The sequence below is a fragment of the Pseudarthrobacter sp. ATCC 49987 genome, assembly GCF_009928425.1.
In the GTDB taxonomy this organism is placed as follows: domain Bacteria; phylum Actinomycetota; class Actinomycetes; order Actinomycetales; family Micrococcaceae; genus Arthrobacter.
This window is the reverse complement of record NZ_JAABNS010000001.1, coordinates 2,551,227-2,576,265: the sequence shown is the minus strand read 5'-3', so window position 1 is coordinate 2,576,265 and position 25,039 is coordinate 2,551,227. Positions and strand designations below refer to the sequence as shown.

Annotated in this window: 21 protein-coding genes and 1 pseudogene; 7 read left to right on the top strand and 15 right to left on the bottom strand. The window is 68.7% G+C overall.

The window, feature by feature from the left end:
• Positions 1-83: 83 nt before the first annotated feature.
• Genes GXK59_RS12025 through GXK59_RS12015 form a run of 3 tightly spaced genes read right to left on the bottom strand, consistent with a single transcriptional unit; the run spans position 84 to position 2,457 of the window.
• Positions 84-305 (bottom strand): SCO4848 family membrane protein, encoded by a 222-nt coding sequence (locus GXK59_RS12025; RefSeq protein ID WP_160667058.1) that lies wholly within the window; start codon positions 303-305, stop codon positions 84-86.
• 3 nt (positions 306-308) lie between these two features.
• A complete protein-coding gene (locus GXK59_RS12020) occupies positions 309-806 on the bottom strand; it encodes a DUF2505 domain-containing protein (RefSeq protein WP_160667056.1) in 498 nt (165 codons plus the stop codon).
• 49 nt (positions 807-855) lie between these two features.
• Positions 856-2,457, bottom strand: a complete 1,602-nt coding sequence (locus tag GXK59_RS12015) for an SDR family oxidoreductase (RefSeq protein ID WP_160667054.1) — start codon at positions 2,455-2,457, stop codon at positions 856-858.
• A 225-nt stretch (positions 2,458-2,682) separates the two neighbouring features.
• On the opposite strand from GXK59_RS12015, the gene mfd reads away from it, so the two are divergent.
• Complete coding sequence (mfd, locus tag GXK59_RS12010; protein WP_160667052.1) at positions 2,683-6,381, top strand: transcription-repair coupling factor; 3,699 nt, start codon at positions 2,683-2,685, stop codon at positions 6,379-6,381.
• A gap of 6 nt (positions 6,382-6,387) precedes the next feature.
• Positions 6,388-7,218, top strand: a complete 831-nt coding sequence (locus GXK59_RS12005) for a metal-dependent hydrolase (protein WP_160667050.1) — start codon at positions 6,388-6,390, stop codon at positions 7,216-7,218.
• A gap of 92 nt (positions 7,219-7,310) precedes the next feature.
• On the opposite strand, the gene GXK59_RS12000 is transcribed toward GXK59_RS12005, so the two are convergent.
• From GXK59_RS12000 to nirB, 6 genes are all read right to left on the bottom strand, one after another.
• The gene (locus GXK59_RS12000) at positions 7,311-7,544 is read right to left on the bottom strand and encodes a hypothetical protein (RefSeq protein WP_160667048.1); all 234 of its coding nucleotides are present in this window, start codon (positions 7,542-7,544) and stop codon (positions 7,311-7,313) included.
• Positions 7,545-7,597: 53 nt separating this feature from the next.
• On the bottom strand, positions 7,598-8,308 hold the full coding sequence (gene deoC, locus GXK59_RS11995; protein ID WP_160667047.1) for a deoxyribose-phosphate aldolase: 711 nt from the start codon (positions 8,306-8,308) through the stop codon (positions 7,598-7,600).
• An 86-nt stretch (positions 8,309-8,394) separates the two neighbouring features.
• A complete protein-coding gene (locus GXK59_RS11990; protein ID WP_160667045.1) occupies positions 8,395-9,255 on the bottom strand; it encodes an FAD-dependent oxidoreductase in 861 nt (286 codons plus the stop codon).
• A 149-nt stretch (positions 9,256-9,404) separates the two neighbouring features.
• Positions 9,405-10,511: a uroporphyrinogen-III synthase gene (locus GXK59_RS11985; RefSeq protein WP_160669128.1), complete on the bottom strand. Its 1,107-nt coding sequence runs from the start codon at positions 10,509-10,511 to the stop codon at positions 9,405-9,407.
• A gap of 98 nt (positions 10,512-10,609) precedes the next feature.
• Complete coding sequence (gene cobA / locus GXK59_RS11980; RefSeq protein WP_160667043.1) at positions 10,610-11,644, bottom strand: uroporphyrinogen-III C-methyltransferase; 1,035 nt, start codon at positions 11,642-11,644, stop codon at positions 10,610-10,612.
• 2 nt (positions 11,645-11,646) lie between these two features.
• Complete coding sequence (gene nirB / locus GXK59_RS11975; RefSeq protein WP_160667041.1) at positions 11,647-14,376, bottom strand: nitrite reductase large subunit NirB; 2,730 nt, start codon at positions 14,374-14,376, stop codon at positions 11,647-11,649.
• A gap of 269 nt (positions 14,377-14,645) precedes the next feature.
• Here nirB and nirD point away from each other — a divergent pair, with 269 nt between their 5' ends.
• Positions 14,646-15,023 (top strand): nitrite reductase small subunit NirD, encoded by a 378-nt coding sequence (nirD, locus tag GXK59_RS11970; RefSeq protein WP_160667039.1) that lies wholly within the window; start codon positions 14,646-14,648, stop codon positions 15,021-15,023.
• Positions 15,024-15,040: 17 nt separating this feature from the next.
• Here the strand turns inward: nirD and GXK59_RS11965 are convergent, their stop codons facing one another.
• Positions 15,041-16,783: a phospho-sugar mutase gene (locus tag GXK59_RS11965; RefSeq protein WP_160667037.1), complete on the bottom strand. Its 1,743-nt coding sequence runs from the start codon at positions 16,781-16,783 to the stop codon at positions 15,041-15,043.
• A 130-nt stretch (positions 16,784-16,913) separates the two neighbouring features.
• On the opposite strand from GXK59_RS11965, the gene GXK59_RS11960 reads away from it, so the two are divergent.
• Entirely contained in the window at positions 16,914-17,396 is a 483-nt protein-coding gene (locus GXK59_RS11960; RefSeq protein WP_160667035.1) for an RrF2 family transcriptional regulator, read from the top strand.
• A gap of 17 nt (positions 17,397-17,413) precedes the next feature.
• On the opposite strand, the gene GXK59_RS11955 is transcribed toward GXK59_RS11960, so the two are convergent.
• Positions 17,414-18,232: a purine-nucleoside phosphorylase gene (locus tag GXK59_RS11955; RefSeq protein WP_160667033.1), complete on the bottom strand. Its 819-nt coding sequence runs from the start codon at positions 18,230-18,232 to the stop codon at positions 17,414-17,416.
• Positions 18,233-18,350: 118 nt separating this feature from the next.
• Between GXK59_RS11955 and GXK59_RS11950 the strand changes: the two genes are divergently transcribed.
• Positions 18,351-19,766 (top strand): NAD(P)H-quinone dehydrogenase, encoded by a 1,416-nt coding sequence (locus GXK59_RS11950; RefSeq protein ID WP_160667031.1) that lies wholly within the window; start codon positions 18,351-18,353, stop codon positions 19,764-19,766.
• An 83-nt stretch (positions 19,767-19,849) separates the two neighbouring features.
• On the opposite strand, the gene GXK59_RS11945 is transcribed toward GXK59_RS11950, so the two are convergent.
• The gene (locus GXK59_RS11945; protein WP_160667029.1) at positions 19,850-21,307 is read right to left on the bottom strand and encodes a benzaldehyde dehydrogenase; all 1,458 of its coding nucleotides are present in this window, start codon (positions 21,305-21,307) and stop codon (positions 19,850-19,852) included.
• Here GXK59_RS11945 and GXK59_RS21040 point away from each other — a divergent pair.
• Positions 21,306-22,021: pseudogene (locus GXK59_RS21040) on the top strand (flavodoxin domain-containing protein). The gene GXK59_RS11945 and the pseudogene GXK59_RS21040 overlap by 2 nt on opposite strands.
• Before the next feature lie 11 nt (positions 22,022-22,032).
• Here GXK59_RS21040 and GXK59_RS11935 read toward each other — a convergent pair.
• Together GXK59_RS11935 and GXK59_RS11930 are read right to left on the bottom strand one after the other, a co-directional pair.
• Positions 22,033-22,725, bottom strand: a complete 693-nt coding sequence (locus tag GXK59_RS11935) for a hypothetical protein (RefSeq protein ID WP_160667027.1) — start codon at positions 22,723-22,725, stop codon at positions 22,033-22,035.
• A gap of 68 nt (positions 22,726-22,793) precedes the next feature.
• Positions 22,794-23,879, bottom strand: coding sequence for a neutral zinc metallopeptidase (locus GXK59_RS11930; RefSeq protein WP_160667025.1), 1,086 nt, complete (start codon positions 23,877-23,879; stop codon positions 22,794-22,796).
• On the opposite strand from GXK59_RS11930, the gene GXK59_RS20710 reads away from it, so the two are divergent.
• Positions 23,812-24,093 carry a hypothetical protein gene (locus GXK59_RS20710; RefSeq protein WP_237394028.1) on the top strand — a complete coding sequence of 94 codons (282 nt, stop codon included), beginning with the start codon at positions 23,812-23,814 and terminating at the stop codon, positions 24,091-24,093. The two genes, GXK59_RS11930 and GXK59_RS20710, sit on opposite strands and share 68 nt — an antisense overlap.
• Before the next feature lie 40 nt (positions 24,094-24,133).
• On the opposite strand, the gene GXK59_RS11920 is transcribed toward GXK59_RS20710, so the two are convergent.
• Entirely contained in the window at positions 24,134-24,772 is a 639-nt protein-coding gene (locus GXK59_RS11920; RefSeq protein WP_160667021.1) for a hypothetical protein, read from the bottom strand.
• Positions 24,773-25,039 lie beyond the last annotated feature (267 nt).

The window sequence follows — 25,039 nt, the reverse complement described above, 5'->3', positions numbered from 1 at the left end:
CCTGGAACCGTTGAATCCCTGGAACCGTAGAACGCCGGCGCGGGGCATGACGCTCATGCCCCGCGCGGGCCGGGCACGCGGCTTCAGCCGAGCAGGCCAGCAATCCCGATGGCCGCCGTCGCCGCCCCGAGCAGCATGGAGATGCTGACCAGGACGACGTGGACGGTGAGGAAGCGGGTGGCTTTGCCGTTGGTGTCGCGGGACCTCGGATCCTTCATGACCCGGCGCAGGAACTGCGGCCAGACGGCAAGGGACCAGAGGCCGGCCACGATCAGGACGACGGCCAGGACTGCCGGAAGCGCCATGGGCTAGTGGCTTTCGAGCCAGGCCTGGGCCTGGGTGGACTGGATGTTCAGGGCCTTGCCCACCATCGGCTCGGCCGCCTCGGCGATCTTGCCGCCCAGGAACGGCACCGAGGATGTGACGGTGCCTTCCAGTTCGATCCGGGTGCTGCCGCCGTCGGAGACGAGGCGCTGGACAGCGTTGACATCCAGGGGCGCGCCGGAGACCTTCATGGTGATGTTGCTCAGCCGGGAGCCGTCGGCTGCGGGAGCGTCCCAGGTCTCGAGCTGCGTCACCTTCAGGCTTTCGCCGACGAACTTCCGGGCAATGTCCGGCATCCGGGTGGTCGGGATGGTCCGCACGGTGGTGGTGCTGAAGGCGCCTGCCGTGTCGCCGTCGACGGCGAAGGACTCCAGGGTGCCGCCGACGAGTTCACTCGTGTGGCGCAGGAAGTCCTCGTTCACGAAAACCGCGGTGACGCGGTCAACGCTGTGCGGAAGGTTGGTGGATGCACTCAATGCCATTGGGGGTCCTCCGTGGGGGTGGAACTGGTCGTTTCGGGCTCCAAACATCCTACGCGGTGTGCCCGGCCGGCTCCGATTCCTGGTCCTGGAGGGCCTTGGCCGCTGCCGTGATATTCCGCGACATGGCAGGAAAGATCAGGCTGTGGAACGGCAGCACCGCCAGCCAGTAGAGGCGCCCGCTGAGACCTTTCGGGAAGAAGATTGCCCGCTGGCGGTACCGGCTCCCGGTTCCCTCCGGCTCGACCGACAGCTCCAGCCATGCCCGGCCCGGCGCCCGCATTTCGGCGCGCAGCCGGAGCAGCCAGCCGCGATCGATCCGCTCCGCCCGCCACCAGTCCACGACTTCGCCCTCGGCCAGCCGGTGCGGGTGCCGCCGGCCGCGCAGCAGCCCGGCTCCGCCGGTGAGCTTGTCCAGCAAGCCGCGGACGCGCCAGGCCAGGGGCATGGAATACCAGCCGTTCTGCCCGCCGATTCCCTCGATAATGGTCCAGACGTGCTTCGGGTCCACGTCGCTGGAGTAGCTGCGTTCGTCGAGGTACACGCGGTGGCCGGCCCACTCGGGATCGGAGGGAAGCGGATCGGCGTCGGCGCCCGCACTGGCCCACGTGGTTTCCACCTGGCCGTCGCGCTCCTTGCCCAGGGCGAGGGCGACTGCCCTCCGGTAGGGGGTGAGTCCTCCTTCCGGCGGGGGGATGTACGCGTCGATGTCGTGTTCCCGGGAGACAGCATCGTGCTGGAGGGACTCCACGAGCGGCAGGGACATCGACAGCGGAATCGGCGTGGTCAAGGCGACCCACATGCCCGCGAGTTTGGGCGCGGGAATGGGGAGCGCCAGCACCACCCGGTGCGGGAGCCCGGCCTCCGCGGCGTATTCCTGCATCATGCCCGCGTAGCTGAGGACCTGGCGGCAGCCGATGTCGAAGGTGCGGTTGGTCGGGCTTTCGAGCGCTGCCGCTGCGACGAGGTAATGCAGCACGTCGCGGACCGCAATCGCCTCGATCTTGTTGCGCACCCAGCTGGGGGCCGGCATCAGGGGAAGCGTCTCGGACAGGTGCCGGATCATCTCGAACGACGCCGAACCGGAGCCGATCACGACGCCCGCCTGGAAAACGATGGCGTCGACCGGGCTGTCGAGGAACACCTTGCCCACGGCCTCGCGGGACCTCATGTGGGTGGAGAGCTCGGCGTTGGCGGGGTGCAGGCCGCCCAGGTAGACGATCCTGTCCACGCCGGCCTCGGCCGCGGCCCGCGCCGCGGTCTGCGCCATCGCCTTTTCCTTGGATTCGAAGCCCGACCCGGCCGCCATGGAATGGACCAGGTAGTACAGGACATCGACGCCGTCCAGTGCCGCGCGCAGGGCATCGCCGTCGTCAAGGCTGCTCTGGACAACTTCGACGTCGGCCAGCCACGGGACGCCGGCGATCTTGGCCGGCGTCCGGACCAGGACCTTCACCATGTGACCGGCCTCCAGCAGCCGGGGGACCAGACGGCCGCCGATGTAGCCGGTCGCGCCGGTCACCAGCACCGTCTTCGGCGTGACAGTCTGCGCGGGCTTGGTCTGCGGGGTTTCGGGCGTGCCGGTCACCAGCACCGTCTTCGGCGTGACAGTCTGCGCGGGCTTGGTCTGCGGGGTTTCGGGCGTGCCGGTCATGGTGACTCCTTGTCGTCTATGAGGCATTCGGAGCGCCAGGCCGTCTGGACGGCCGCGTATCCTGCCAGCCTAGTCCGGCGCCCGTTGGCGCCGGCAGGTCGGTGTCCCGACAGGCGATCCGGAGGCCTCCGGGCTGCGCGGTAGGCTTGGGGTACCCGGGATTCTCGCGAATTCCGGCTATTCGTGTTGCCTGCATCCCCGTGATCCCTTCAGGAGCTTCAGCCCATGAGCCTCAACGGCCCCTCTCTCACCGGTCTGCGCCGCGTCCTCGCCGAAGACCGGAACTACGCCCGCGTCCGCGCCGAAGCCTCCCGCGGTTTCGCAGACCGCAGCGAGGACTATCAGATCAGCGCGCCCGCCGGCCTGCGCTCGGCGTTGCTCGCGGAAATGGCGGACGGGCTCGCCGCGCTAGCGGACAATACAGCGGATAATACAGCGGACACCACGGCGGACACCCCGGCGGACGGCAACGGCCGAGCGCCGGTCGTCCTGGCCATCACCGCCACCGGCCGTGAAGCCGAGGACCTGACCGAGGCGCTGCGCGCCTTCCTGCCGGCCGACGCCGTCGCCGAATTCCCCAGCTGGGAAACACTCCCGCACGAACGCCTTTCGCCGCGCTCGGACACGGTGGGCCGGCGCCTGTCGGTGCTGCGCCGGCTCGCCCACCCCGAAACTTCCGCCAGCGGCGCCCTCCGCGTCGTCGTCGCTCCTGTCCGCGCCGTCGTCCAGCCCATCGTCGCCGGACTCGGTGAGCTGGTCCCGGTCACTTTGAAGGTGGGCCAGGAGGCACCGTTCAGCAACGTTGTCAGAAGCCTCGCCGACGCCGCCTACGCCCGCGTGGACATGGTCACGCGCCGCGGTGAGTTCGCCGTCCGCGGCGGGATGCTCGATGTCTTCCCGCCGACCGAGGACCACCCCATCCGGGTCGAGTTCTTCGGCGATGAAGTGGACCAGATGCGCTGGTTCGCCGTCGCAGACCAGCGCTCGCTGAGCGCGCCGGGGGTGCACCACCCCACCGAACTGCACGCCCCGCCGTGCCGCGAAATCCTCATCACACCCTCCGTGATGTCCCGCGCCGCGACGCTGAAATCAGAACTGCCGGCCGCCGCGGACATGCTGGAAAAGATCGCCGGCGGCATCGCCGTCGAGGGCATGGAGTCCCTTGCCCCGGTGCTGGTGGACTCCATGGTGCCGTTCCTGGACCAGTTCCCGGCCGGCTCGATGGCCGTGGTCATCGAACCGGAAAAGGTCCGGACCCGCGCCCACGACCTCGCCGCCACAAATGAGGAATTCCTCGAGGCGGCGTGGTCCACGGCGTCCGACGGCGGCACCGCGCCGCTCGACTTGAGTTCCGCGGCGTCCGAAGCGCTGCACTCGGCCAGCTTCCGTTCCCTCACCGAAACCCGCTCCGCCGCCCTCGCTCACGAGGTGTCCTGGTGGTCGATCACGTCGCTGGCCACCGACGAGGAGCTGCTTCCCGACGTCGACGTCCTCAACCTGCATGCCCGCGAACCCCGCGGCTACCAGGGCGACGTCGCCGAGATGATGGCCTTCATCGGCTCCCATGTCAGGGAGCAGTGGCGGATCGTCGTCGTCACCGAAGGTCCCGGCCCGGCCCAGCGGCTTGCCGAGCTGTTCCACGACAACGACATCCCGTGCGCCCGGGTCGACTCCCTCAACGACGACCCCCAGGCCGGGCTGATCGAGGTGACGACGGCCGCCGTCGGACGCGGTTTTGTCCTGGAACCGCTCAAACTCGCGCTCCTGACCGAGGCGGACCTGTTGGGCCGGACCTCCGCGGGATCCACCAAGGACATGCGCCGGATGCCGTCCAAGCGGCGCAACGCCGTCGATCCGCTGCAGCTCGTGGCCGGCGACTCCGTGGTGCACGAACAGCACGGCATTGGCCGGTTCGTGGAGCTCATCCAACGTAAGGTCGCCGGTGGGGGCGACGGCGTGCGCGAATACCTCGTGCTCGAGTACGCGCCGTCGAAACGCGGCGCCCCGGGTGACCGGCTCTTCGTGCCCACGGACCAGCTGGACCAGGTCACCCGCTACGTCGGCGGGGATACCCCGGCGCTGAGCAAGATGGGCGGCGCGGACTGGGCCAGCACCAAGTCCAAGGCCCGCAAGGCCGTCAAGGAAATCGCCGGCGAGCTGATCCGGCTGTACTCGGCCCGGATGGCTTCCCGCGGCTACGCCTTCGGCCCGGACACCCCCTGGCAGCGCGAGCTCGAGGAAGCGTTCCCGTACGTGGAGACCCCGGACCAGCTGACCACCATCAACGAGGTCAAGGCGGACATGGAGCGGGAGATCCCGATGGACCGGCTGATCTCCGGCGACGTGGGCTACGGCAAGACCGAGATCGCGGTGCGGGCGGCCTTCAAAGCCGTCCAGGACGGCAAGCAGGTCGCCGTGCTGGTGCCCACGACGCTGCTCGCCCAGCAGCACTATGAAACGTTCACCGAGCGGTTTTCCGGCTTCCCGCTGGTGGTCAAGCCGCTGTCCCGCTTCCAGGCCGCCAAGGAAGCCAAGGAGACGGCCGAAGGGGTCAAGGCAGGTTCCGTCGACGTCGTGATCGGCACCCACCGGCTCCTGTCCAAGGACTTCGCGTTCAAGGACCTCGGCCTGGTGATCGTGGACGAGGAGCAGCGCTTCGGCGTCGAACACAAAGAGGCGCTCAAGAAGATGCGCACCAATGTCGACGTCCTGGCCATGAGCGCCACCCCGATTCCCCGGACCCTGGAAATGTCGTTGACCGGCATCCGCGAGACCTCCACGTTGGCCACCCCGCCGGAGGAACGCCACCCCGTGCTGACCTACGTCGGCCCGTACACCGACAAGCAGACCTCCGCGGCGATCCGCCGCGAGCTCATGCGCGAAGGCCAGGTGTTCTTCGTGCATAACCGGGTGTCCACGATCGACCGCACCGCGGCGAAGATCCGCGAGCTGGTCCCGGAGGCCCGGGTGGAGGTGGCGCACGGGCAGATGTCCGAGAGCCGGCTCGAGCAGATCATCGTGGACTTCTGGGAGAAGCGCTTCGACGTGCTGGTCTGCACCACCATCATCGAGACCGGCCTGGACATCTCCAACGCCAACACGCTGATCGTGGACGGCGCGGACAAATACGGGCTCTCCCAGCTGCACCAGCTGCGCGGACGGGTGGGCCGCGGCCGCGAACGCGCCTACGCCTACTTCCTCTATCCGTCCGAAAAGCCGCTGGGCGAGGTGGCGCTGGAGCGGCTCAAGGCCGTCGCCACCCACAACGAGCTCGGTGCGGGCATGCAGCTGGCCATGAAGGACCTCGAGATCCGCGGCGCCGGCAACCTGCTCGGCGGGGAGCAGTCAGGCCACATCCAGGGCGTCGGCTTCGACCTCTACATCCGGCTGGTCGGCGAGGCCGTGGCCGAATACCGGGGCGAGGCCGAGGAGAAGGCCGCGGAGATGAAGATCGAGCTGCCGGTCAACGCGCACCTGCCGCACGACTACGTGCCGGGCGAAAGGCTGCGCCTGGAGGCGTACCGGAAGCTCGCCTCGGCCATCACCTACGAGGCGATCGACGAGGTCCTCGCCGAGCTCGTGGACCGCTACGGTGAGCTGCCGCTGCCGGCGACGAACCTGATCGACGTCGCCCGCTTCCGGGTGGGCGCCCGCGAAGCCGGACTGTCCGACGTCGCCCTGCAGGGCAACTTCATCAAGTTCTCCCCGGCGCAGCTGCCGGAGTCCAAGCTCATGCGGCTCACCCGGATGTATCCCGGATCGCAGTCCAAGCCCGCCCTGGACGCGGTGCTCATCCCGAAACCGAAGACCGCCCGGATCGGCGGCCGCGACCTGCAGGACGCCGAGATCCTCGAATGGGCCAACGGCGTCATCCGCAACATCTTCTCCGACGCCCCGCTGTCTGCCTCACCGACGGGGCGTTAGCCGGTGATGGGAGGACACCACGCCGCGTCGGGAGCCGCGGCGTGGGTGGCTGTTGCGTCAACGGGCCCGTACGCGCTGGGCTGGTACCCGCTGGACGCGACCGGGATTGTGATCGGCGGGATGGCGACGGCGGGCACAGCACTGGTCTGCGACTGGGACCACCGTTCCAGCACAGTGGCGCACTCGCTGCCGCCGCTGTCGAACGTGATTGCAGTCGGCATCGAAAACGTCTCCGGCGGGCACCGGCAGGGGACCCATTCGCTGCTCGGCGCGGCGTTCTTCGTGCTGCTCGCGGCGCTGGCCGGGCAGCTCCAGCTGCAGACCGACTGGGGCCTGCTGTCGGTAGGCGCCGGGCTGCTGTGCATGTTCATGATTAACATCGCCGCCAAGGCGCTGAAGCTCTTCCCGAAGTACGGCTGGATCAGCAACTGGGTCTTCGCCCTCACCATGGCCGGGCTGGTGACCTGGTTCGCGCCGCACCAGTGGACGTGGCTGCCGGTGTCGATGCTGACCGGCGTAATGGTGCACATCGTGGGGGACATGATCACCACCGGCGGAGTGCCGCTGCTCTGGCCGGTGGTGATCAAGCCGCCGAAGTTCCTGCGGAAACTGCCGCTGCTCAGGAACGTCTGGAGGGCCAACGGGGCGTTCTCCATCCCGCTGCTGGGCCGCGCTGGCTCACGGCGGGAATGGTTCGTGCTGATCCCGGTCAGTGCCTACGCCATGATCGGCATGTTCGGCGCGGCACTGGCCCTGGCCGAGGTGCACTGGCCGGCCGCCGTCGCGCTGGGGACCGGGCTGGTGCGGAGCCTGTTCGGGTTGCTGGCCGCCGCATAGCGCCGGGGCCTGCGGCGCTGCGGCGAAGGACCCGGTTAAATGACTGAAGCTCCGGAAATCCGGAGCTTCAGTCATTTAAGTTGGGCGGTGCTTCAGCTTTCGCCGGCGGAATCCGAGCGGCCGGTGATGGTCTGGGGAATCCAGAATGCCAGGGCGAACAGGACCAGGCAGGCGGCCATCGGCCACGGGTTGCCCAGGGTCAGGAAGCTCAGCGAGTAGAGGGAAGCGCCGAAGAGGACCATCATCGGGACGAACAAGATGATGCTGGAGCCGAGGCTGTTCTCGTTCTGCGGCGTCTGCTGGGTCTTGACGGTATTGCTGGACATTCGTTCCTCCTCGGCCCCGTGGGGCTCAAAACTGTGGCGGCTGCCGGATCGGATCAGTACGCGGACGAACCCTGTTCACCCTTGACGATCGCGATCCCGGAGCTGGCGCCAATACGTGTTGCACCTGCAGCAATCATAGCCTGTGCATCCGCGAGCGAACGCACCCCGCCCGAGGCCTTGACACCGAGGTCAGGACCCACCGTGCGGCGCATCAGCGCGACGTCCCCGGCAGTGGCGCCGCCGCCGTTGAAGCCGGTGGAGGTCTTCACGAAATCGGCGCCCGCCTCCACAGCGGCCTCGCAGGCGAGGACCTTCTGGGCGTCGTTGAGCAACGCGGTTTCGATGATGACCTTCAGGATCGCGCCGCCTTCGTGCACGGCGTCGGCGACGGCCGTGATGTCATCGACGAGGGCTCCCTTGTCGTTGGCCCGGGCCGCGGCGATGTTGATCACCATGTCGACTTCCTCGGCACCGTCCAGCACTGCGCCGCGGGCCTCAAAGGCCTTGACGTCGCTCGGGGTGGCGCCCAGCGGGAAACCGACGACGGAGCACGTCAGCACCGCGGTTCCCTTCAGTGCCTTCTTGACCGTCTTGACCCAAACCGGGTTGACGCACACAGACTTGAACCGGTACTCGGCGGCCTCGGCACAGACCTTGAGGACCTCGGCCTCGCTTGCTTCCGGCTTGAGCAGGGTGTGGTCGATGTAGGAGGCAATATTGGCGGGGGTGGTGCTTCCGGCAGTCGCGGCGGCTACGTTGCTCATGGGGTCCCTTCGTGGCTTCTCAGGTGTCCATCTTGCCACAACGGGCCTCCTTCCGGAGGGCGTCCGATAAGGGGCCCGGCAAGTGTTCAGGCAGCCTCCGCGAGGGGCTCCGCCAGTCCGGCCTGGAGCAGCTGGGACGCGCAGGCCGAGGCAGCGGAGGAGGCGGCCACGAGCAGACCCAGCCGGACGCCGTCGAACACGGCAGCGTCCCCGATAGCCCAGATGCCCGGGACGGAGGTTCGGAAGTCGCGGCCGATGACGATTCCGCCCTGGCGGGCGGTCTTCAGCCCGGCGCTGACCGCGAGGGCGTCGCGGGCAATCGGTTCCTCGGCCAGGACCACCAGGTCCCCGGCCATGCTGGAGCCGTCCTCGAACACAATCCCGGCGGCCGTGAGTGTGGAACCGGCCAGGGTGGGAACGACGGAGGCCGGCCGCTGCGTGGTGCGGATGGGACGGACGCCGCGGGCGCGCAGCACTGCCTCGGCCTGGCCCGCGGCGGTCCCGGTGCCGACCAGGATGCCCAGCGGCCGCCGGCCAAGGACGCGCGTGACATCCTTGACGGCTTCGCCCAGCCGGGCGGCGTCGTCGATAGTGGAGTAGCTCAGGCACCGGCCTTGCCCTGCCAGCGGCGCACCGGCGGGGGAGGAACCGGTCGCGATGACCAGCTGGTCGTAGCTGAATTCCAGACCGTCCGACGTCGTGACATAGCGGCTGTCCGGGTCGATGTAGCTGGCCGGCTGGCCGAAGCGCACGGAAACCTGGGGGAGGGCGGCGAGTTCGAGCAGCTCCTCGGGGGCGTCATCACGGTTGCTGAGCACGGTGATGCCGCCGGCGAACGTTGTCCGGGTGAGCTGGCGGACGAGGGCCTGCGCGGCCGGGCCGGCTCCGGCGATGACGATCCGGGGGCGGGCCTGGGAACCGGCTGGAACGGTGGAGGTGGCGGACATGGTGAGGCCCTTTCGCTGGTGGCCGGTGGTGTGGCCTGACTGCTTGATGGAACCCAGCGTAGGCGGGCGATCTTTCCGGCGTGTTTCCCCGGTGTTGCCGGATTTTCGCCGGCCGTTCGCCAATGTTTACCGGCCGGTAATGGCGTGCGTCACACGCGGATCCGGTAGCCGCGCTTCACCACGGTTTCCACGAGCCGGCCGTCCGGCAGGGCGGAGCGCAGCCTGCTGACCGTCATGTCCAGGGCATGCACGGAACCGCGGAGTTCCAGCAGTTCGGACAGCGACTCACGGGAGAGCACCGTGCCGCCGGCGCCCATCAGCGCCCGCAGCAGCAGCAGGGGGGCGGGAGCCAGTTCGATGGGCTCGCCGTCGATCCGCAGCGAACGGCCGCGGAGTTCCACCCGGCCCGACACGGTGTCCAGGCGGCGGACGTGGTTGAGGGCAAGGTGCTCCACCACCAGCCGGATGAGGGCGCCCATCCGGAACCGGTCCGGGACCAGCGGCTGCAGTCCGGCATCGATGAGCGGCTGCGCCGTGATGGGGCCGACGACGGCGGTGGACACGGTGGTCTTGAGGCTCTCCACGAGCTGCTTGTACAGGCCCATCTCGTGCGCCGTGCTCCACATGGCATCCACCGCGGGGGCGCTGGTAAAGGTCAGGACATCCAGGTTGCCGCTACAGGCGGCCTCGATCAGCCGCGGCAGCCGGTCCTCGCCGTCGGGCTTGACCCACCGGTACGGGGTGACGGTCAGGACCGTGGCGCCGGACATCCGGAGGCGTTCGAGCTGGCGGACGTCGGTGTAGCCGTGCAGCTGCACGGCGACGGTCTTGCCGCGTACCCCCTCGGCCAGGAGCATGTCCACCAGCGTGGCGGTGGTTTCGTCGCTGCTGATCCCGACGTCGGCCAGCCCGGCCGCGCGGACGGCGCCGCGGGCCTTGGGCCCGCGGACGAACATGCGGGTGGCGCCGAGGGTTTCCAGCAGCTGCTCGCCGATGCCGAAGGTGTCCGCGGCCTCGCACCAGCGCCGCATGCCGTAGGCGGTGGTGGCGATGCACAGTTCGGGGCGGGCGGCGATGATGGCCCGGGTGTCCTCGATCAGGCTCACGTCCTCCTGCACGGGGGCGATCTTCAGCGCCGGTGCATGCAGCACCTCGGCGCCGCGCCGCTCCAGGGCTTCGATCAGGTCCTGGGAGCGGCGGTGCGAGGTCACGCCGATCCGGAAACCCTCCAGCGGCAGCTCGACAGCCTCCGCCACAGTGTCCGGCGCGGTGTCCGGCGCGGGGTCGGGGCCGGAGCCGGGGCCGGCACCGGGCGCCCCGGCCGGGGCGATGGCGTTGAGTGCGCTCACGGCTCTCACGCTCCCATCAGGGACGCGGCCAGGCGGTCCAGCTCGGCTTCCGCCTCCGCGCAGCCGCGATTGGCCTCGGCCACACGGACGACGTCGCCGATCACCAGCACGGCCGGGTTGGTGCAGTCAGCAGCCGCCGTCGTGATGGTGCCCAGCTCGGCGATGGTGGTCCGCTGGCCGGGGAGGTAACCGCGTTCGACGACGGCCATCGGCATGTCCGCGCGCATTCCCGCCCGGCGGAGGCCGGCGGCGAGCTGGTGCAGGGTGCCGATGCCCATCAGCACCACAATGGTCCCGCCCAGTCCCGCGAGGTGGGTGTGTTCCTTCTCGGTCAGCGGGGCGTGGCCGGAGACCACGGTGAACATGTGGCTGACCTCGCGGTGTGTGACCGGGATACCGGCTGCGGCAGGGACGGAGATGGCGCTAGTCACGCCGGAGATCACCCGGACGGGGACGCCGGCCTTCACGCAGGCGGCCACTTCCTCGCCGCCGCGGCCGAACACGTACGGGTCGCCGCCCTTGAGCCGCACCACGTTCTTTCCGGACAGGGCCGCTTCCACCATGAGTTCCTCGATGCCGGACTGGCTGACCGGGTGGTGGCCGGGGCGCTTGCCCACATCCACCAGCTCGGCCGTGCTCAGCGCGGGCAGTTCCTGGCACGGGGCCAGCCGGTCGTAGAAGATGACGTCGGCATCCCGCAGGGCCTTGACCGCCGCGACGGTCAGCAGCTCGGTGGTTCCGGGGCCGCCGCCGACCAGGGTGACGTGGCCGGCAGGCCCGGCGGCGGGTTCCGCCGCGACCGGAATGCCGGTGTCCCGGCAGCGGTCCAGCAGCGCCTCCCAGCCGGGCTGGCCGTCGTCGACCGCGGCGACCAGGAAGGGGCGCTCCGGCAGGGGGCCGTCGTGCCGCGAGCCGCCGGGGGTGCTGAGCCGGGATACGACGGCGCCGGCCGCCACGTAGCGGCGGACTGCCTGGCGCGCTGCGGCGTCCGAGCCGGTGACGAGGACCTCGCGACCGGTGAGTTCAATGTTGAGCTGCATGGCTATACCTCGTTCTCGTCAAGCAGTTCCGGGGTGGTGGCACGGACCGGGATGGAAGAACCGATCAGGACTGGCTGCTGGGCCTTTTCTTCTGCGGTGGCGGGGCGCATCTGGCCGCGCTCGTCGGGGACGAAGGTGATGGAATCGTCCAACTGGCCCGGGGCGTTGACGAAGGACCGGAAGCGGCGGAGGCGCTCGGGATCCTTGAGGGTGTCCGCCCATTCGTCCTGGTAGGTGTCCACGTGCCTGGCCATGGCGGCCTCGAGGTCCGCGGCGATGCCCAGGGTGTCGTGCACCACCACGTCCTCGACGTGCTTGATGCCGCCGTCGAGCTCCTCCTGCCAGCGCGCGGTGCGCTGCAGGCGGTCCGCGGTGCGGATGTAGTACATAAAGTAGCGGTCGATGTACTTGATGAGGGTTTCGTCGTCCAGGTCCTTGGCCAGCAGCTGGGCGTGGGCCGGGGTGGCTCCGCCGTTGCCGCCGACGTACAGGTTCCAGCCGTCCGCGGTGGCGATGACGCCGACGTCCTTGCCCCGGGCCTCGGCGCATTCGCGGGCACACCCGGAGACGCCCATTTTCAGTTTGTGCGGGCTGCGGAGGCCGCGGTACCGCAGTTCAAGCTGGATGGCCATGGCCACCGAGTCCTGGACCCCGAAGCGGCACCACGTGGAGCCGACGCAGGACTTCACGGTGCGCAGGCTCTTGCCGTAGGCCTGGCCCGATTCGAACCCGGCATCCACCAGCAGCTTCCAGATTTCGGGCAGCTGCTCCAGCCGGGCACCGAACATGTCAATCCGCTGGCCGCCGGTGATTTTGGTGTAGAGGCCGTACTGTTCCGCGACCGCGGCGATCACACCGAGCTTCCTCGGGGTGATCTCGCCGCCGGCGATGCGCGGGACCACCGAATAGGTGCCGTCCTTCTGCATGTTGGCCAGGGCTCGGTCGTTGGTGTCCTGCAGGGTGCCGCGGCCGGCGTCGAGGACGTAGGCGCTGTTCTGGCTGGCCAGGATGTTGGCGATGGTCGGCTTGCAGATGTCGCAGCCGTCGCCGGTGCCGTACTTGGCCATGATCTCCTCGAAGGAGGCCAGTTCCAGGACGCGGATGGTCTCGAAGAGTTCCTGGCGGGACAGTTCGATGTGCTCGCACAGTGCCTTCGAGACCTCGACGCCGGACTTGGTGAGTTCGGTCTCCAGCAGCTTCTTAAGCATCGGCACGCAGGAACCGCAGCTGGTGCCCGCGCGGGTGCAGCCCTTGAGTTCGCCGAGCTCCTGGACGGGCGCGTTGCCGTCGCAGGCCCCGCAGCCATTGACGGTGTCGCGAATGGTTCCGGCCGTCACGTTGTTGCAGGAACACAGGATGGCGTCGTCCGGAAGTTGGGTCTCCAAGACTTCGTCCCCGGCGTCGCCGCCGCCGGCCGCGGTGAGGTAGGCGCCGGGTTCGGCGGCGAGTTCGCGGCCCAGCATGGGGCGCAGGGACGTGTACGGGGTGGCGTCCCCGACAAAGATGCCGCCGAGCAGGGTCTTGGCATCGTCCGTGGTGACGATCTTCTGGTAGACACCGCGGGCCGGGTCGGCGTAGACGATTTCCAGGGCGTGCTCGGTCCGGGCGAACGCGTCGCCGAAGCTGGCGACGTCGACGCCGGAGAGCTTGAGCTTGGTGGCGGTGTCGAAGCCCGGGAAGGTTGCGTCGCCGCCGTGCAGCCGGTCCGCGACGATCTCCGCCATGGTGTTGGCAGGGGCCACGAGGCCCAGGCACATGCCGCCGAAGTTGGCGACCTCGCCGATCGCCCAGATGCCGGGGACCTGCGTTTCGCAGCCGTCGGAGATCACGACGCCGCCGCGCGGGCCGAGCTGGAACAGCGCTGTGTCCAGCGGTGCTGTGCCTGCAGTCCCTGTGCCTGCAACCGCCGTGCCGTTGGCGGTGCGGAACAGCTCGTCGCGGGGCTTCACGCCGATCGCGACGATCACCAGGTCGGCGTCGATGATGCGCCCGTCAGCCATCAGCACGCCGGTGACCTGGCCGCCGTCGTCGGAGAGGACTTCGGAAGGGAAGACCCCGCCGTGGACGGTGAAGCCCTTGGCCTCGATCAGGCGGCCGAGGGCCTGCCCGGCGCCCTCGTCCAGCTGGGTGTTCATGAGCCAGGGGGAACCGTTGATGACGATCGGCGTGGCGCCGAGCTGTTCCGTGCCGGCCGCGGACTCGAGGCCCAGCAGCCCGCCGCCGATGGTGACGGCGTTGACCTTGCGGCCCAGCTTCTCCGTCAGTTCCGCGATGGCCTTGTTGATGGCCCAGACATCTTCCAGCGTGCGGTACACGTGGGTGAGCTCGGATCCCGGGATCGGCAGGCGGGCGGCGTCGGAGCCGGTGGCGACCACCAGCTCGTCGTACGGGTAGACGGTGCCGGCCGCGGTGCTGACGGTCTTGCCCGCGATGTCGATGCCGGTGACGCGCTCGCCGGTCTGCAAGGTGAGTGCCTCGTGGTCCCACATCGAGGCGCTGCCAAGGGTGAGGTCGACGTCGGCGTCGGTGAGGGCTTTGCTCAGCGCAACGCGGTCATAAGGGAGGTGTGCTTCCTCGGTGAGGACGGTGACGTTCCAGCCGTCGAGGCCCCGGGCGTGCATGGCGTCGGCGAAACGGTGGGCAGCAGGGCCGCCGCCCGCAACCACGATGCGGCGCGGTGTTTTAGTGCGCTCTGCGCCCTGGTTCTGGGGGCTTGCAGTCTGTCCGGTCACGGTGGGCCTTTCGCATGGGCCGCAGTCGGTGCTCTGCGACCTTCTCAATCGAGGTGTCCATCCAGACTAGGCAAGCGCAGTTTCGCTTCAGTTTCCCTTATGTTTCGTGATCTTAACTTCTGCATCACGGATGCGTTTCCGGCTGCGTGAGGTCTCTTTTACCCGCCGGACACATTCACTGCACGCGGCCGAAACACCCCGGACCTAGCGTGGGTATATGGCCGCAGGAGCGGCTGAGCCCGGGAGAGATGTACCAGAGAGGGGCCGGAATGACTGCCGTACTTGAGAGCGCAGCACGGAGCTTTGTTGAACACCCCAGCTATGGGACCGGCTGGCACCGCGTGTGCGCCGTGGAGGACCTGGAACCGGCCTGGGGCGAGGCCGCGCTGATCGCGGGCCGCCAGGTGGCATTGTTCCGCACGGCATCCGGTGAGGTTTTTGCCGTCGCGCAGGAGGACCCTGCGACCGGGGCGCACGTGATGGCCCGGGGCATCACCGGTTCCCGCGGGACGCGGGCGACCCTCGCCTCGCCGCTGCATAAAGAGGTCTATGACCTCGCAACAGGCGAATGCCTGGCCACGCCGGGACTCCGGCTCCCGACCTTCGGTACCCGGATTGTGGGCGGGTACATTGAGGTCGAGCTGTAGGGCTGAACCCCGGGAGGTTACAGCCCGAGCGCCTCGCGGACATCCGCCAGGACGCCGTCGAGCGCGGCGCGTGCCTCGTGCCGCGCCGCTGGCAGCTCGGCGGCCGATCCGACGTTGCGGATGACCTCCAGGTAGCACTTGAGTTTCGGCTCCGTACCGCTGGGGCGGATGATGATGCGGCTGAGATCCTTCGTCAGGTACAGCAGGCCGTCGGTGGGCGGCAGCTGGGCGCTGCCCTCGGCGAGGTCCGTGACGGTTTCGACGGCGGAGCCGCCAAAGGATTCCGGCGGGCTGACGCGCAGCCGGTTCATCATGGCGTCCAGCAGCCCCAGGTCCGCGACCCGGATGCTGAGCTGGTCGCTGGCGTGCAGCCCGTGGACCAGGTACAGCTCATCGAGCGTGTCGAAGATGGTTTTACCCCCGGCCTTTGCTGCTGCCGCGAATTCCGCGATCAGCACCGCCGCGGAGATCCCGTCCTTGTCCCGGACCAGGGAGGGGGCGACGCAGTACCCCAGCGCCTCTTCGTAGCCGTACAACAGCCCGGGAACACGGGCGATCCACTTGAAGCCGGTGAGGGTTTCCTCATGGGCGTAGCCTGCCGCGGCAGCGATCCGCGCGAGCAGCCGCGAGGACACGATCGAATTCGCGAAGACCCCCGCTGTGGTTTCGCCGCTGCCGGCCGCCAGCCGCGCCACGATGTGCGCGCCGAGCAGGGCGCCCACCTCGTCGCCGCGCAGCATGCGCCAGGAACCGGTGTCCGGATCCTTCGCGGCCACCGCGGCGCGGTCCGCGTCGGGGTCGTTGGCGATCACGATGTCCGCATCCACCCGGACGGCGGTTTGGAGGGCCAGGTCCAGGGCGCCGGGCTCTTCGGGGTTGGGGAAGTTCACGGTGGGGAAGTCGGGGTCCGGTTCGGCCTGCTCGCTCACCAGGGTGACGTCGGCAAAGCCGGCTGCGTGCAGCACAGCCACTGCGGTCTCGCCGCCCACGCCGTGCATGGGGGTCAGGACGATCTTGAGGTCGCGGGCCGGGAAGCGCTCCGGGACGGCGAGGGCCGCGGCGGCGGCCTCGTAGTCGGCAGCGATGGACGGATCCAGGACGGTCCAGCCCTCCGGGGCCAGGGCGACGCCGGACAGCTCACCGACGGCGTCGATTTTCGCCGCGATGAGGGCGTCGTACGGGGCCACGATCTGCGCGCCGCGGCCGCTCTCCTCGACCGCGTGCCGGCCCAGGTAGACCTTGTAGCCGTTGTCCTGCGGCGGGTTGTGGCTGGCGGTGACCATCACGCCGCCGTCGCACTCCAGCGCCCGCACCGCATAGGCGAGCAGCGGGGTGGGCAGGGCGGACGGCATCAGGAAAGTCTCCACGCCGGCGGCGGTGAGGATGGCGGCGGTTTCTTCCGCGAAGATGTCCGAGTTGTGCCGGGCGTCGTAGCCGACGACGGCGCGCGGCCGGGTGCCGGGGGCGGCCTGGGCGACGGCGTCGATGAGGAAGGCCGTGAATCCCGCGGCGGCGCGGCGCACCACCACGCGATTCATCCGGTTCGGGCCGGGGCCGAGGGCTGCACGCAGGCCCGCGGTGCCGAACTGCAGGGTGCCGTTGAAACTGTCGGCGAGCTCCTGACGGGCCGAGGCGGCGCCGTCGTCAGCGAGCCGGACCAGCTCGGTCAGTGCGGCGGCGGTGGCGGGATCCGGGTCCTGGGCGGCCCAGGTCCGGGCGTCGCTCAGCAGGCGGGTGAGGTCGGCATCAGAAGACGTCATAGGAACCAAACTAGTGCCAATCGCCGCGGATGCCTCCCCGACAAGCGAGAGTCCGCCGTACAGATCGGTCACAACCGTCTTGCCCGCCAGACCTTGACAGCCATTTTTCCGGACACGTAGCGTCTGGAATATGAAGATGGGCCGTGGGGTGGAGTGGGCCGTGCACAGCTGCGTCAACATGGCGTGGACACCGGCCGGCGAGGCGGTCAACAGTGCCCGGCTCGCGGAGTACTACAAACTCCCGGGCGCCTACCTCAACAAGCAGCTCCAGGCGCTGGTCCGCGCCGGGATCCTCGGCTCTGTCTCCGGCCCCCGCGGCGGGTTCCACCTGGCGCGCAGGCCGGAAAACGTCACCGTCCTGGACATTGTCCTGGCCCTGGAAGGGCCCGAACCGGTGTTCCGCTGCGAAGGCATCCTGGGCAACGTTCCCGATGCCGACACGGAGCACAACTTCGTCCGGACCTGCCTGATCTCCCAGACGATGCGCCAGGCCGAACTCGCCTGGCGGCAGGCGCTGGCCCGGCAGACCATCGCCGGGATTGCAGACTCGATGGAGCGGCGGTACCCCCAGGACAGGGCGAAGGCGGTGCGCTACCTTGCTCCGGGGAGCTAAAGACCGGAGCTGATCCCTTAGAGCTTGGCGATGATCCCGGCGAGCAGTTTGGAGATGCGCGGTCCGGCGGCCTGCCCGGCTTCGAGGACTTCCTCGTGGCTCAGCGGCACCGGGCTGATGCCGGCGGCGAGGTTGGTCACGAGCGAAATGCCGAAGACCTCCATGCCCGCGTGGCGGCCGGCGATGGCCTCGAGCGCGGTGGACATGCCCACCAGGGACGCGCCGATCCGCTTGGCGTACTGCACCTCCGCAGGGGTTTCGTAGTGCGGGCCGGTGAACTGGGCGTAGATGCCTTCGTCCAGTGTGGGGTCGACTTCGCGGGCCAGGCCGCGGATCCGCGAGGAGTACAGGTCGGTGAGGTCCACGAAGGTGGCGCCCTCGAGCGGTGAGGTGGCGGTGAGGTTGATGTGGTCGCTGATCAGCACGGGGGTGCCGGGAGTCCAGTCCTCGTTGAGGCCACCGCACCCGTTGGTCAGGACGAGGGTCTTGCAGCCGGCCGCCGCGGCGGTGCGGACCCCGTGGACGACGGCGCGGACGCCTTTGCCTTCGTAGTAATGGGTGCGGGCGCCCAGGACCAGGGCGCGTTTGCCCTCCTTGGTCAGCACGGAGCGGATCGTGCCGACGTGGCCCACCACCGACGGGGAGGAGAAGCCGGGGACCTCGTCCGCGGAGAGGGTGGCGGTGGTTTCGCCGATCAGTTCGGCGGCGTCGGCCCAGCCCGAGCCGAGCACCAGCGCGACGTCGTGCGCGTCGATGCCGGTCTCTTCGGCGATGTAGTCGGCGGCGGCGCGGGCGGCGTCGAAGGGGTCCGTGTTCAGGAATTCTGTTGTACTCACCGGTACAAGTTATCCTGCCTGCGGCGTGCTGCCCAGCACTGGGGGCTGTGTGGTGCCGGGTGTGGTGAGGACCCGGATTCTTGGTGGTGCCGGTCCAAATGGTGGACAATGGCTGATTGTGACTACGCATCCCGATTTCAGCTCACCCCGCATCGCAATCCTGGGCGGAGGGCCCGGCGGCTACGAAGCTGCCATGGTCGCCGCCTCCCTTGGCGCGAAGGTCACCATCATCGAACGGGCGGGGCTCGGCGGCTCCGCGGTGCTGACCGACGTCGTGCCGTCCAAGACGCTCATTGCGACGGCGGACCTGATGACCCGCGTCAGCGAGGCCGGCGAGCTCGGCGTCAAGTTCGACCTCGACGGCGGCGACTGTACCCCGACGATGCGCGCTGACCTCAAGCACATCAACGACCGCCTGCTGCGCCTGGCCCGGCAGCAGTCCGCCGACATCCAGAAGGGCCTGGAGAACCAGGGCGTCCGGATCATGCTCGGCTCCGGCAGGATGCTGGACAGCCACACCATCGAGGTCCTCACCGCCGACGGCACGGAAATCATTGAGGCGGACGCGATCCTGCTGGCCGTCGGCGCCCACCCGCGCGAGCTGCCCACCGCCCGCCCGGACGGCGTCCGGATCCTGAACTGGGCGCAGATCTACAACATGGACGAACTCCCCGAGGACCTGATCGTGGTCGGCTCCGGCGTGACCGGCGCCGAGTTCGCCTCCGCCTACAACGGCCTCGGGTCCCGGGTCACCCTGATTTCCAGCCGCGACCGGGTGCTCCCCGGCTCGGACACCGACGCCGCCGAGGTCCTGGAGGGCGTCTTCGAACGCCGGGGCGTGAAGGTGCTCTCCCGCGCCCGCGCCGAGACCGTCGAGCGCACCGAGGACGGCGTCATCGTCACCCTCGGCGACGGGTCCAACGTCACCGGCAGCCACTGCCTGGTCGCCGTCGGCTCCATCCCGAACACCGCCGGGATCGGCCTCGAGGAGGCCGGTGTGGCGCTCACTGAGAGCGGCCACATCAAGGTCGACGGCGTCTCCCGCACCACCGCGCCGAACATCTACGCCGCCGGCGACTGCACCGGCGTGCTGGCGCTCGCTTCCGTGGCCGCGATGCAGGGCCGGATCGCGATCGCCCACTTCCTAGGCGACAGTGTGATGCCGCTCAAGCTGCACCAGGTCGCGTCCAATATCTTCACCTCGCCCGAGATTGCGAATGTGGGCGTCTCCGAGGCCGAGATCGAGTCCGGCAAGTACCAGGCCGACATCGTGAAGCTCTCGCTGCGCAGCAACGCCCGCGCCAAGATGCGCAACCACCGCGACGGCTTCATCAAGATCTTCGCCCGCAAGGGCTCCGGCACCGTGATCGGCGGCGTCGTGGTGGGTCCGAACGCCTCCGAGCTGATCTTCGCGATCTCCCTTGCGGTCACCCAGAAACTGCACGTGGACGACGTCGCCAGCACCTTTACGGTGTACCCATCACTGAGCGGTTCGATCTCCGAAGCGGCCCGGCGCCTGCACGTGCACATGTAGCCTCCGGTCTAACGGAGACACAAAAGGACCCGGCGGCAGCTGCCGCCGGGTCCTTTGACGTCTCCGATCAGACGGGTCCGGCGCTAGAACGGGTACGGGGCGATGTCCGGCCGGACGGTGAGCCATTGGATTTCGGTGAAGGATTCCATGTTGGCGTGGTGTCCGCCGATCCGGGAGCCGTTGCCCGAGCTCTTCATCCCGCCGAACGGTGAGTTCGCCTCGTCGGACACCGTCTGTTCGTTGATGTGGACCTTGCCGGAGTCGAGCTGGTCGGCGATGGTCATCGCCATGCCGACGTCGCCCAGGATGCCGATGGAGAGGCCGTACTCGTTGCCGTTGGCCAGTGCCACGGCTTCCTCCACGGTGGAGAACTTCATGACCGGCGCCACGGGGCCGAAGATCTCGTCCTTCCACGCCGGGCTGGCCACGTCCAGGTCGGCGAGGACGGTGGGCTGGTAGAACCTGCCGTCGTGTGTGCCGCCGGCGGCCAGCCGTGCCCCGCCCTGCACCGCATCCTGGACGATCGAATCGACCCGGTGCAACTGCTTCTCGTCGATGATGGGGCCCAAGGCCACGGTCCCGCTCTTCGGATCGCCGACCGGAAGATGCGCGGCCTTCTCCGCGAGGGCGCTGACATAGTCGTCGTAGATGTCCTCGTGGACGATGTGGCGCCCGGCGGCCATGCAGATCTGGCCCTGGTGCATAAAGGACCCGAAGGCCGCCGCGGAGGCGGCCTTCGGCAGGTCTGCGCCCGGCAGCACGATGAGCGCGTTGTTCCCGCCGAGTTCCAGGTGCGCGCGCTTGAGCAGCCGCCCGGCCGTCTCGCCAATCTTCCGACCGGCCGCCGTCGAGCCGGTGAAGGCGATGACCCTGACCTCGGGTGCCTCGACGACGGCGGCGCCGATGTCGGCCCCGCCCGGCAGCAGTGACAGGAGTCCGGGCGGGAGTCCGGCTTCCTCGAAGATCCGCACCAGGGTGACCCCGCCGCAGACCGCGGTCCGGGGGTCCGGCTTGAGCAGCACGGCGTTGCCGAGAGCCAGAGCTGGGGCGACGGCGCGGATCGAGAGGATCAGCGGGAAGTTGAACGGCGCAATCACGGACACGACGCCGACCGGACGTCGGCGCGCGAAGGACCAGCGGTTCTCGTTTGAGGTGAGCACGTCCCCGGCGGGGAGGGAGGGCAGCGCCGAGGCGTCGTAGCATTCGTTGGCGGCGATGTGCGTTTCCAGCCCCGCCTTGGGCGGAATGCCGCCGGACTCGCGCACGATCCAGTCCTGGATCTCGGCCGCATGCTCCTCCCAGAGCAGCCCGGCGCGGCGCAGTACGGCGGCGCGGTCCTCGGGGTTCAGTTTCGCCCAGTCCTTCTGGGCGGCCGCCGCCGTCGTCGCGGCTTCACGGACGTCCGCCACGGACGCCAGGCCATAGCTGCCCAGCGTCCCGCCGGTGGCAGGTTCGACGGCGTCGGCTGTCCCGCCGCCGCCCGGGCGCCAGCCGTTGAGGTAGATCTTGCCCTCCCAGAGGGAGGAATCGAGCAGGGACATGTCCTGTCCTTTCGTGGGTATACGTCATGCCGCACCGCCGGCCGGCTGTGAACCGGGCCGGGTCTTCATCTATCACATGCCGCCGGGCCGCCGCCGTCAAGGGTGCGGTGCGCTTTCGAGACGGCGGGGACGTTCGGCCCTACCTGTTGCCGGCGCCGCGGGGACACAGTGGAACATGGCCAGGATCTATATCCCGTTCGGGAGCGTTGAAGGACAGACAGCCCAGATCGCGGAGTACATCGCCGAGCTGATCCGGGCCCACGGGCACCAGGCAGACGCCGTGGACCTCAAGCACTCCGGGGACACCTTTCCGGGCGGCTTCGACGGCGTCATCGTGGCCGCGTCGGTGCATATGGGCAAGCATGAGGGACATGTCACGGACTTTGTGAAGAAGAACCGTGGAGAGCTCAGCGGCTCCCGTCGGCCCTGGTTTCGGTCAGCCTGGCCGCACACGGAGACGAGGAGAACGCCGAGGGCTACGTGGCGAAATTCGAGGAGGAAACGGGGTGGCGGCCCGCGCATGTCGGGTTGTTCGCCGGCGCGCTGCTCTACACCCACTACGGGTTCATCAAAAAGCGCGTCATGAAGAAGATCGCCTCCGACAAGGGCTCCCTCGACACGGACACGTCCCGCGACTACGTCTACACCGAGTGGGACGGCGTGCAGCGCTTCACGGAGGATTTCCGGGCGGGACTTGCTGCCCCGTCGCGTTAAGAGCGGGCGGGTTAGGAGCAGGCGTAGGGAGGAACCGTGTCCCATGCGTTGTACGGCTTGAACCAGTATTCGAAGCCCAGCCTGTCGGCATCGTCCTCCAGGACGTCGAGGCTGTCTGAATACAGCGCTTCACTGTCCGCGTCCTCCAGCAGGACTTCCTCAACCTGGGCCCGCCAGTCCTCCGGGAGGTCAAGTTCGTAGATGTCCTCGGTGATTTCCGCCTGGTCGAGCAGGCAGCGGACCGCGAGTTCGGCGGCGAGGCATCCGGGGGCGGTCCAGCCGCGGGCCAGGGACGCCGTGACGTCGGCGGCGACGACGATGAACTTCTGGGTGAATTTCGAGTCGTAGCTGGACGCGAACTGCGGCGGCAGTGAGGACAGCACCGAGGTCCCGGCGATGTCGGACGGGGTGAGGGACTCCAGTTTGTTGAGGGTGCCCAGATCGCGAAAGAGCTGGTCGATGAGGATGCTCGACGAGTTCCACAGCAGGCCTGCCAGCAGGCGCGTGTGGCGCACAGCTTTCTGCCGGTCCTCCGGCGGGACGGCGGCCATTTCGTCCAGTTCTTCCGGATCGAACTGGAGCTGCTGCTCCGGGGTCATGTCATCCGGGTGGGGGTCGAGGCCGAGCAGTTCGAGGCTCAGCCCGGTCAGCTTGTTGGCGTCGGCCAGGAGTTCTTCGGTGATGTCGTCGTCGTCGGCGCTCATGGCCCCGATGCTACCCGCGATCCGTGCCCTGCCCGATTCGCGTTACGCGGCGGTGTCCGGCGGTTGTGTCACCGGGGCGGCAGTTCCCCTTCGAAGGAAGCCGCCCAATCCACCGCCGGGTTGGGTCCGGGGACCGCCACCCGGACTGTCAGTTGGCCGGCGGGAATGATGGCGCTGACTTTGATCCTCTTGGTCTGGCCCGGTTGCAGGATCCCCAACGATGCCGCCGGCGTGCTGGTCGCGGCGGCCGGCACGGTCTCTGCGAGCAGGCCGCGTTCGCCATAGCGGACGATCGGGTTGCCCATTCCGGTGGCATCGAATGCCGCCGCGCTGCCGTTCTTCACTGTGATCTCGAAGACCGCAGCCACGCGGACCGTGCTGCCGGGTGCCGGCGTCGTGGTCCAGGTTGGGGTTGGTGTAGCGGTGGAGGGCAACGGCCCTTCAACGTTTTCGTATCCCAGCGGGCTAACGGAAACTTCAATCCCGCTCCGGTAGACGAGCGCGCCGGTCCAGCCGCCGAACTTCATTCCCGGGACGCAACGGGCAATGCCATGGAGGCGGCCCTCGTCAAAAGACCGGATGCGTTCAAACGAGTCGCCGTGATCCGCGCTGGACGTCCACGGTGTTTCGTCGCCCAGCACATTGAGGCCCGCGGCCAACTCCTTCTGGTCGCCTGTTTCCAGGATGAGTTCCCCGTCCGCTGCAGCACCGAACAGGGCAGCGCCCGCCAGGCAATCTGCCTGCAACTCGTCGGCCTTCTCGGTCAGCGAGTCGCCGAGCCGGTCCTGGATGGCATGCCCCCACTCGTGCGCGATGACCAGATAGGGCCACGTGTCACCGTTGGCGTAGCCCTTCTCCATAAGTCCTTTGTCCCATGCGACGAAGTCTGCCTGTGGACAGTAGAAGGCATTGTCGGCCGAAAGCGGGGTTTGCCCGCACAAGGGAACGCTCGCGGAGTTTCCGTCGTACAGCCCGAGGACTTTGGGCGGACTGTACGTGCCCGGGAAATAGTCGCCCCAATGGCGCGTCCAGAACCCATTGGTGATGATCTCCGCGGTCTGGAGTTCATCCAGCAGAAGCGCCGGGTTGGGAGTCGGCGTTGGGGTGGTCGTCGGCGTCGGCGTCGGCGTCGGGCTGGGTGTCGGCGTCGTCACCACGGGCGAGGGAACCGCCGCGGTGGAAGGCGGTTTGTCGCCCGAAACCGACGGCGTCTGCGCGCTGGCCGCGCCGGTGAGCGTCCCGAACAAGCCTGGCTGGAATATCCAGACGCCCACGGCCGCAACAACCACCATGGTCAAAACCGCAACGCTGACGGCTAAGAGCCGGTGGCTCCAGCTACTCTGTGGGTTCGCCATGTGCGAAGACTAACGGCTGGGTCCCGGCCAGAACAGACCTTGCGCCCGTCCCGCTACGCTGCCGCAGCCCGCTGGTTCCCGGCGGTGGTGCTTCCGTGTGCCATCCGGGCGGAGACGAGATAGGCGATTCCTGCGATCAAGGGGACCACGCTTGCCGCGGTGAGCGATGCGATCGGGCCCGACCTGCTGATGAGCGTGATCAGGAGCGGCAACACGCCCAGGGCCACGAGCAGCCAGCCGGCCAGTGCGGTCCGCTTCAGACCGAGTACGGCAGACGGGAACGACAGGGCGATGACGCTGACGGCTATCACGGGTCCGTTGTCGCTGATGAATGCCCGCAGGGCTGCGGGGTCGAAGGCGAGCCACACGCAGGCCGCGATAAAGGCGGACGCGAGGGCGAGCAGCAGGGGAGCGGTCACCGCCGGCCAGAACCAGGCCGCGACCGCAAGGATCAGCATCGGCAGCACCCAGGCGAGTGTCATCAGCAGCCCGGCATTCCCGCCCGGATCCTGCAGGGCATAGCCGCCAATGAAGACACCCCCGAGGACCGTGAACACCGCCATAATTGCGGCCCCGGTCCGTTTCAGCGCCGCGGCCCGTCGCTGCGGATCCTTCTCCCTCGCGAAGACAACACCCAGTACGACGGCGACCACCACGATCGCGCCGAGCGCCAGAATGATGGGGACGTTCATGGGGTGCCTCCTGCGGATGTACGGGTCCTGGGTTCAGTACACGCCGGTCGAGGGGGCCGGCCAAGGGGAGAAAGGCCCGTTTGGCTGGTGGAGGGATGTGTATTTGTCCAACTGGGCAAATGTTGGCGACAACACAGGGGAGTTGGAGCGTCTCGCGGTGCGGCGACACCCTAGCCCATCCCAGCCGGACCGGCCCAGGCGCCGGCGCCACCAGTGCCGCCCCTCCGCGGTCGTCGTCTTTGCCGCAACGTTTGCAGCGCCTATATT

What these genes read in the sequence shown, in the direction of transcription:
- GXK59_RS11935 (WP_160667027.1), bottom strand. Translation starts at nt 22,725, where the DNA reads ATGAGCGCCGACGACGACGACATCACCGAAGAACTCCTGGCCGACGCC.
- GXK59_RS12000 (WP_160667048.1), bottom strand. Translation starts at nt 7,544, where the DNA reads ATGTCCAGCAATACCGTCAAGACCCAGCAGACGCCGCAGAACGAGAAC.
- nirD (WP_160667039.1), top strand. Translation starts at nt 14,646, where the DNA reads ATGACTGCCGTACTTGAGAGCGCAGCACGGAGCTTTGTTGAACACCCC.
- GXK59_RS11960 (WP_160667035.1), top strand. Translation starts at nt 16,914, where the DNA reads ATGAAGATGGGCCGTGGGGTGGAGTGGGCCGTGCACAGCTGCGTCAAC.
- GXK59_RS11965 (WP_160667037.1), bottom strand. Translation starts at nt 16,783, where the DNA reads ATGACGTCTTCTGATGCCGACCTCACCCGCCTGCTGAGCGACGCCCGG.
- deoC (WP_160667047.1), bottom strand. Translation starts at nt 8,308, where the DNA reads ATGAGCAACGTAGCCGCCGCGACTGCCGGAAGCACCACCCCCGCCAAT.
- GXK59_RS12020 (WP_160667056.1), bottom strand. Translation starts at nt 806, where the DNA reads ATGGCATTGAGTGCATCCACCAACCTTCCGCACAGCGTTGACCGCGTC.
- GXK59_RS12015 (WP_160667054.1), bottom strand. Translation starts at nt 2,457, where the DNA reads ATGACCGGCACGCCCGAAACCCCGCAGACCAAGCCCGCGCAGACTGTC.
- GXK59_RS11990 (WP_160667045.1), bottom strand. Translation starts at nt 9,255, where the DNA reads ATGTCCGCCACCTCCACCGTTCCAGCCGGTTCCCAGGCCCGCCCCCGG.
- GXK59_RS12005 (WP_160667050.1), top strand. Translation starts at nt 6,388, where the DNA reads ATGGGAGGACACCACGCCGCGTCGGGAGCCGCGGCGTGGGTGGCTGTT.
- cobA (WP_160667043.1), bottom strand. Translation starts at nt 11,644, where the DNA reads ATGCAGCTCAACATTGAACTCACCGGTCGCGAGGTCCTCGTCACCGGC.
- GXK59_RS11920 (WP_160667021.1), bottom strand. Translation starts at nt 24,772, where the DNA reads ATGAACGTCCCCATCATTCTGGCGCTCGGCGCGATCGTGGTGGTCGCC.
- GXK59_RS11945 (WP_160667029.1), bottom strand. Translation starts at nt 21,307, where the DNA reads ATGTCCCTGCTCGATTCCTCCCTCTGGGAGGGCAAGATCTACCTCAAC.
- GXK59_RS12025 (WP_160667058.1), bottom strand. Translation starts at nt 305, where the DNA reads ATGGCGCTTCCGGCAGTCCTGGCCGTCGTCCTGATCGTGGCCGGCCTC.
- mfd (WP_160667052.1), top strand. Translation starts at nt 2,683, where the DNA reads ATGAGCCTCAACGGCCCCTCTCTCACCGGTCTGCGCCGCGTCCTCGCC.